This is a genomic window from Jatrophihabitans sp. (genome assembly GCF_036389215.1).
Lineage (GTDB): Bacteria > Actinomycetota > Actinomycetes > Mycobacteriales > Jatrophihabitantaceae > Jatrophihabitans_A.
Genome location: NZ_DASVQG010000344.1, coordinates 1 through 6,586 on the forward strand (window position 1 = coordinate 1; position 6,586 = coordinate 6,586).

Genomic DNA, 6,586 nt, shown 5'->3' on the forward strand with positions numbered 1-6,586 from the left:
GACCCATCGCCAGGCCGGCGAGGATCTCACCGATGACGGCCGGCTGCCCGAGCGCTCGCGCCAGCACACCGAGAACCCGGGCCAGGACCAGGATCGCGGCGAGGGCCAGGAAGAGGTGCTCGATCTGATCGGTGGGCACAGGTCGATACTCCTTTCCTCTGCTGGGCGTGTGCAGACATTAACCCAGGCCCACAAGGCGCGGAACCCTGAAAACGCCCTGCTGAGGCACACCTCACGCATGCCACAAGGTTGGTCGTTGCCCCGTTAGGGACAGACGGTACAGGCAGGTCTAATTCGGCTGTGAGCCAGCTGAATTCGGCACTGCGCTACTCAATTTGGTACGGCTCAATTGGGTACGGCGCTGCTCAATTTGGTGCCGCGGCGGCTGAATTGGTGCCGCGCCGGCTCGATGAGGCACGGCGCCGGCTCAGCGGACCGGCGTAGGTCAGTCAGTCCCGGGTACTCCCGCGGTACACGGTGAGCGCGTCTCGTCGCACCGAGAAGGTCACCTTGTTCGGTGCGTCGGTGACCTCGCCGTCGCGGGCCAGGTAGCCGGGCGGCCCCGAGATGGTGACACTCAGATTCGGCTTGCGGGTCTCCAGGTAGCGGGAACTGCGGTACAGGTCGCCGGTGAGCGCGCCGAGCAAGAGCCGCCACTGGGAGCCGGGCAGCGCCGAGTCGACCAGCCGGACGTCCAGCTGGCCGGAATCCAGCCGGCTGCGCCACCTGGGCACGAAGCCGCGCGGTGAGTAGCCGCCGTTGCCGACGAAGATCATGACGAGCCGGCGCTGCACGCCGTCCACCTCGGCGGCCAGCGGCGGGCAGGTGCGCAGCACCTTCGCGATCGCCCCGGCCGCCGCCACCGGCTTGCCCAGCCGCCGCTCCCAGCGCTCGCGGACCTTCACGAACTCCGGGTAGCTGCCCAGGCTGGCGGTGTTGAGGAAGAGCTGGCCGTTGACGTCGCCGACATCGATGGTGATGGCCCGGCCGGCGGCCAGCGCCTCGACGGCGTCGGCGACCTCGGGCAGCTCCAGGTCCTTGGCGAAGTGGTTGAAGGTGCCGGCCGGTATCACCAGCATCGGCCGGCCGGCGTCCAGCGCCGCGGTGGCCGCGGCGTTGACCGTGCCGTCGCCGCCGGCGACCCCGAGCACCTCGGCGCGGGCGGCGGCTGCCTTCATCACCTCGGGGACGTCGTCCTCCTCGGTCAGCTCGATGACCTCGGCGGCGGGAAGCGCTTGCCTGAGCGCTTCGGCCACGCCGCCGTTGCCACCGCCGCCGGCATGCAGGCTGATCACGGCCACCAGGCCACGGCCGTCCGGCCGGGGCGGCTGCGGGCGGGCCGGCTCGGCGTCGATCCGGACCGGCTCCTGGTGATGCGCGGGTACCGCCGCGATCCCGAGGCCCGCGACGGTGGCGCCGAGGGCAGCTCCGGCGAGCACGTCGCTGGTGAAGTGGACGCCGGTGAAGATCCGGGAGAAGCAGACGCCGCCGGCCAGCAGCCCGATCGGGACGGCCAGTTCGGGAAATTCCTTGCCCACGGCGACCGCGAAGGCCGCCGCCGAGGCGGAGTGGCCGGACGGGAACGAGCTGGAGGTGGGCACGTGGTGCGCGATCCGGGCGGTGGGCACGTCGCGCAGCAGCGGGCGGCGGCGCGGCACGGCCCGCTTGCCTACCTGGTTGGCGAGCAGGCTGGCCACCGCGATCGAGCCCATGCCGCGGATCGCCGCCCGCCGGGCCCGGATGTCACCGGTGGTGGCCAGGACGGTGGAGACGGCCATCCACAGCTTGGACTTGTCGGCGGCGCGGGTGAGCAGCGGCAGGCCCGTTTCGAGCACGGGGGGCAGCTTCGAGGCGCTGATCCGGGCGCTGACCGCCACATCCCAGCGGCTGACGAGCGGAAAGGGGCGGCGGTTCATCTTTGCAGCCTAGATGTCGCCGGGTCGGCGCGCGGGGCGAATCCGCGGATGGCGGATGGGGCACACCGGCAGCGCTGAGACCGCAGGGTTCTCACGGCTGCCCGGCCGGCGCCCGGCCCGTGCGAGCCTGATGAGCTTGCCGACACCGGGATCACCGGGGGCGGTGAGCCCGTCGAATCCCGGCCCGGTCGGGAAACCGCGCGGTTCGTGCCGGAAACACGCCGTTGGCGGAAAGCAAGATCCCCGCCACCTGAATATGGTTCACATTCCACTACCTGTCAGGCAATTTGTCTCCCCGCTACTCGGAATGCGCTCACCCGCTAAATACCGCCAAGGTGGGGTTCGCGCCGGCCGGAAAGGCACATTGACTTGCTTGACCCGACGAGTGAATACTCGTCGATCATCGGCCGAGATCAACGGGAAACCTGCAAGGGAAAGCCTCAGCCCTCATCGGAACCGATTGCAGTGATCTGCACTCCCGCATCGCCTGCGGAGGAAAAGACGATGGCTATCTCGCAATACGACTCGCCCGGCTACCTGCCCGACTTCGCCGGCATACCCGGCCAGGCCGCCGCATGGAGCGCGGCGGTCTCGGCGTGGTTCGACGGCAACATCGAGCTGGCGCAGCAGAAGCTGAAAGCGGGCGAGCGGGCACAGTTCTACAACCAACTCACGACGACGCCGAGCGGCCCGGTATTCGACCAGGCCTTCGTATGGAATGGCCTGCCCGGGACATACCGCAATAGGTACGGCCGGCTCGCCACTTTCCCGCTCGCGGATCAGATGTTGCCGCTTACCCAGCGGATGGACGGGCCAGGTTCGTACTATGTCGGACCGCAGTGGGAGAGCCTCTACTACCGGCCGAACGACGAGTACTGCGAGTGGCACGTCGACCGCAATGCCGACGGCAAGATCCAGCGGGTGACATTCACCTCGGAGCCGCCGGAGTACTGGCAGGCATTGCACGGTGACACCCTGCAAGACGCCGATGGGAACTGGTCCCTCACCTTTCCCGGCGATCCCGGCCTGCTGCTCGACCTTTACCACGAGATGGTCAGTCCCGACGTGCAACTGGCGGATCTGATCTGTCAGGAGGATCTGGTCGACCTCAGCACCGGCACGCCACAAGTGATCTACCCGAGAGGCGCGTACAACCCTTACAACCGCTGGAACACCACCGATGGCATCGTCCACCTGACACACCCCGCCAACAGCCTCTCGGCGGAGATCAACCTCGGTGCGATGGCAACGGTGCTGCGGGTCGCGACGGACGGAACGCCGATCACCGATCCCGATGCGTTGATCTGCGCCGCGCAGTACGGCGGCGTGAACCGGTCCAGCGACCCGACGATCGGATCGTGCGTCAACGAGCTGGCCGCTCTCGGCTTCGCCGTCACGCTGCGGAACCCGGTCGGCCTGTCCATGAACCACATCGACCTGGCAGGGTTCACCACACCACACGGCGAGCCGGTCCCGCCGGAGTATTTCCGAGTGATCCGCGGCGACGCGACGCTGGGGCTGATCGAGCGAGCCGTGTTCGAGGTGCCGCCGGAGGAAGGCTACGTGGTCGGCGACATCGCGATCGGCGGCGTTCCGATCAGCTACGGCGGCCAGATCGCCGAGCACATCACGGTCAACTTCGTCGGCATGGCCGCCGCGCCCGGATCGTTCTCCAACACGCCGGTCCCGCCGCAGGCTTCGTGCTGCCAGAGCGTGCAGGAAGGCGGTTGGCTCCGGTACGCCCCGGCGGGCGAACCCTGCTACCCGGGCTTCGAACCCGCCTTCGCCTACGCCGGCCCCGTCCCGGTGCAGCTGCTCACGGCCGCCCCGACGCCGACTCGTCAGGGCCGGCACAAGACCCGCGTCGTCTAGGAGGACGTATGGACGCCAGGCTTGCCATGTCCGCCGCAGCCGCGCCCGAGGGGGGCCCAACGGAGCCACTGCTCGATGTGGACGACATCCAGGGCAACGCCATCCCGGGATTCATGAAGCCGTACCAGTACGTGATGGCCCTGCGGATCGAGGATGCCGTTGCGGCGAAACGGTGGCTGGCATCGAACGCCGGCCTGTTCACCACGATCGCGGGCCTGCTGCCCTCGCGGCTCGCGGTGCGCGCCGAGCGGCTCGCGAGGCGGGTTTCGGCAGGCGCGACCGAAGCGGCGGCGGCGCTGGATGATGCGTGGCTCAACATCGCCTTCTCCTACGCCGGCCTGGCCAAGTTGCTTGCCGGCACCGCGCACGAGAGCGACCTCGCGGCGTTCACCGATGAAGCGTTCGTTGCCGGGCTCGTCGCGCGCTCCAGGCTGCTCGGCGACCCGGTCGACCCGGCTGCCGAGGGCAACCCGGCGAACTGGGTCGTCGGCGGCCCCGGCAACGAGCCCGACATCCTGCTCGTGTTCGGCACCGACAACCCGACGACCCAGGAGTCCTTCGTCGCCACCCGACGCGCCAGCGCTACCGGGGGCGGCATGACGGTGCTCTACGAGGAGGCCGGCCAGAAGCTGAACCCGTTGGGGCAGGAGCACTTCGGCTTCAAGGACGGCGTGTCGCAGCCTGGCCCGCGCGGGCGGGTGGCGGCGGATCCGGATACCTACCTCACGCCGCGGAGCATCGACCCGAGCGCGACCCCGGCGGCATGGTTCTACGGGCTGCCGGGGCAGTACCTCGTCTGGCCCGGCGAGTTCGTCTTCGGCCTGCCGGCGGCGGCGGCCGACCCGTTGCTGCCCGGCCCGGCCGAGGTGCCCGGACCGGGATGGAGCGCGAACGGCTCGTACCTCGTCTTCCGCCGGTTGCGCCAGGACGTCGCCGGGTTCCGGGCCTTCGTCGCGGAGCAGGCGGCGGCAGTGGCGAAGCAGCCGGGGTTCAGTCAGGTGACACCGGACCTGCTCGCGGCGTGGATCGTCGGCCGGTGGCCCAGCGGTGCCCCGGTGTCCCGGACGCCGAGCGGTGACGTGCCGGGACTCGGCGCGGACCCGCTGGCCAACAATCACTTCGGCTACGCCGCCGCCTCGGTGCGGCTTCCCCTCACAGGCGGCGATCAGGACGCCTATCCGCTGGCGCCGTCGGACCCGGTCGGCCTGACCTGCCCGCTGCCCGCGCACATCCGCAAGGTCAACACGCGGGATGCCGGGAACGACCAGGGCGGGCGCCGCGCCTCGTTCAACCGCCGGGTGCTGCGGGTCGGGTTGCCCTTCGGGCCGCCGCTGCCGGACAACGAGCCCGACCCTGTCAACGGCAACCGCGGGCTGCTGTTCCTCTGCTACCAGCGCTCGATCGTCGAGCAGTTCGAGTTCCTGAACACGACCTGGATGGGCGACCCGACGAATCCCCGCGCGCCCAGTGGCTACGACCTGCTGGTCGGCCAGAACGGCCAGCCCGGCGATCAGCGGGTGCGAAGCGCGACGCTGCTCAACGGCGAGGGCGGCACCGCGACGGTGACCGCGTCCGTCGAGTACGTCATCCCCACCGGCGGTGGCTACTTCTTCTCGCCATCGATCAGCGCGATCACCACGGTGCTGGCGGCGTCGTGAAGAGAGCCAAGGCCAGGCATTCGGGGCGTAGCCCGGTGTCGGCAGCTATGCGGACCGGGGCGCACGCAGACGGTGACTCCGGGTCTGCGAGGCGTGTTAGGGTGCGCGGGTTATAGGTGCTGCACGTGGCGAACGCAGGCTGTCGGCGCAGGCACCGATGGCGGTCAGCGGTCGATGCGGGGTGGCGATATGGCATACGTGCGGATGATCGGCAAGCAGGAGGCGGACGGCGACCTGCTGGAGGCCTACCAAGCGATGGCTGCCCGTCGGATGCCCGCCGCATACCAGCCGGCTCACGGTGGCGCGCCTGGGATCATTCGAGCGCACTCCCTTGATCCGGAGTTGCTGCGACGCACGTTCGCCGTCTCTGGTTCACTCAGCAACGATGCGCTTCCCTGGCAATCGCGAGAGCTGATCAATGCGGTGACCTCCCGCGAGAACGAGTGCTTCTATTGAACGACCGCTCACGCAGAGTTTCTGCGTGTAGCCAGCGGCGACGACACCGTCAGCCGCTCCATCATCCTGGGGGAGACCGTTGACGAGCTCTCACCGCAGGATGCTTGCCTGGTGGATTTCGCCCAGACCTTGACGGCTCGGCCGTGGACCATCGGCCCCGCCCATATTCAACGGCTGTCGGCAGTGGGGTTGTCGCGGACGTCGATCACGCTCGTCATCGGGCTGGTGGCCATGTTCAACTACCTGACCCGAGTGGCGGACGGCACCGGAGTCGAGGCGGATTACCGCAACGAGCTTCCTGAGTTCGTCTACCGAGGCGTCACGGAGTCGGTCCCGAGACCTGGACCGGAGGAGTGGCCGCCCGTCGACCCCTCGATCGAGCCGATCTCGGTGTTGGCTGACGTGCACCCGAAATGGTGCCGCTGGCGGGACTACCTACTGGAGAGCCCTGGCCCGGTACCCGAGGAAACACGGCGCCAGCTTCGATCGATAGCGGCACGCAACGCCTGCGATGGCGCCATAGCTCCGCCGGACGAGGCCGAGCCGGAAGACGCTGCCTGGAACGCGACAGGTTCGGGATTGACGTTGTCGACGTTCGCGGAAAAGCTGAGCCGCACGCCATGGCTCATGGCCGCATCCGATGTTGACGCGCTGCGTTCGCTCGGCATGGACGACCTCTCGATC

4 protein-coding genes and 1 pseudogene are annotated in these 6,586 nt (G+C 69.0%); 4 read left to right on the top strand and 1 reads right to left on the bottom strand.

All coding sequences use genetic code 11. The features are described from left to right. Positions 1-449 precede the first annotated feature (449 nt). Positions 450-1,916 carry a bifunctional phosphatase PAP2/diacylglycerol kinase family protein gene (locus tag VF542_RS19705; RefSeq protein ID WP_408653404.1) on the bottom strand — a complete coding sequence of 489 codons (1,467 nt, stop codon included), beginning with the start codon at positions 1,914-1,916 and terminating at the stop codon, positions 450-452. Between the two features lie 369 nt (positions 1,917-2,285). Between VF542_RS19705 and VF542_RS19710 the strand changes: the two genes are divergently transcribed. The 4 genes and pseudogenes from VF542_RS19710 to VF542_RS19725 form a co-directional block, all read left to right on the top strand. After that, on the top strand, positions 2,286-3,788 hold the full coding sequence (locus tag VF542_RS19710; RefSeq protein WP_408653405.1) for a hypothetical protein: 1,503 nt from the start codon (positions 2,286-2,288) through the stop codon (positions 3,786-3,788). A gap of 8 nt (positions 3,789-3,796) precedes the next feature. Next, positions 3,797-5,446, top strand: a complete 1,650-nt coding sequence (locus VF542_RS19715; protein WP_408653406.1) for a Dyp-type peroxidase — start codon at positions 3,797-3,799, stop codon at positions 5,444-5,446. A 204-nt stretch (positions 5,447-5,650) separates the two neighbouring features. Beyond that, on the top strand, positions 5,651-5,902 hold the full coding sequence (locus tag VF542_RS19720) for a hypothetical protein (RefSeq protein ID WP_408653407.1): 252 nt from the start codon (positions 5,651-5,653) through the stop codon (positions 5,900-5,902). 111 nt (positions 5,903-6,013) lie between these two features. Beyond that, positions 6,014-6,586, top strand: a pseudogene (locus VF542_RS19725) (hypothetical protein); the annotation flags it as partial.

Coding starts and splice junctions, on each gene's coding strand:
- VF542_RS19720 (WP_408653407.1), top strand. CDS start 5,651: ATGATCGGCAAGCAGGAGGCGGACGGCGACCTGCTGGAGGCCTACCAA.
- VF542_RS19705 (WP_408653404.1), bottom strand. CDS start 1,916: ATGAACCGCCGCCCCTTTCCGCTCGTCAGCCGCTGGGATGTGGCGGTC.
- VF542_RS19715 (WP_408653406.1), top strand. CDS start 3,797: ATGGACGCCAGGCTTGCCATGTCCGCCGCAGCCGCGCCCGAGGGGGGC.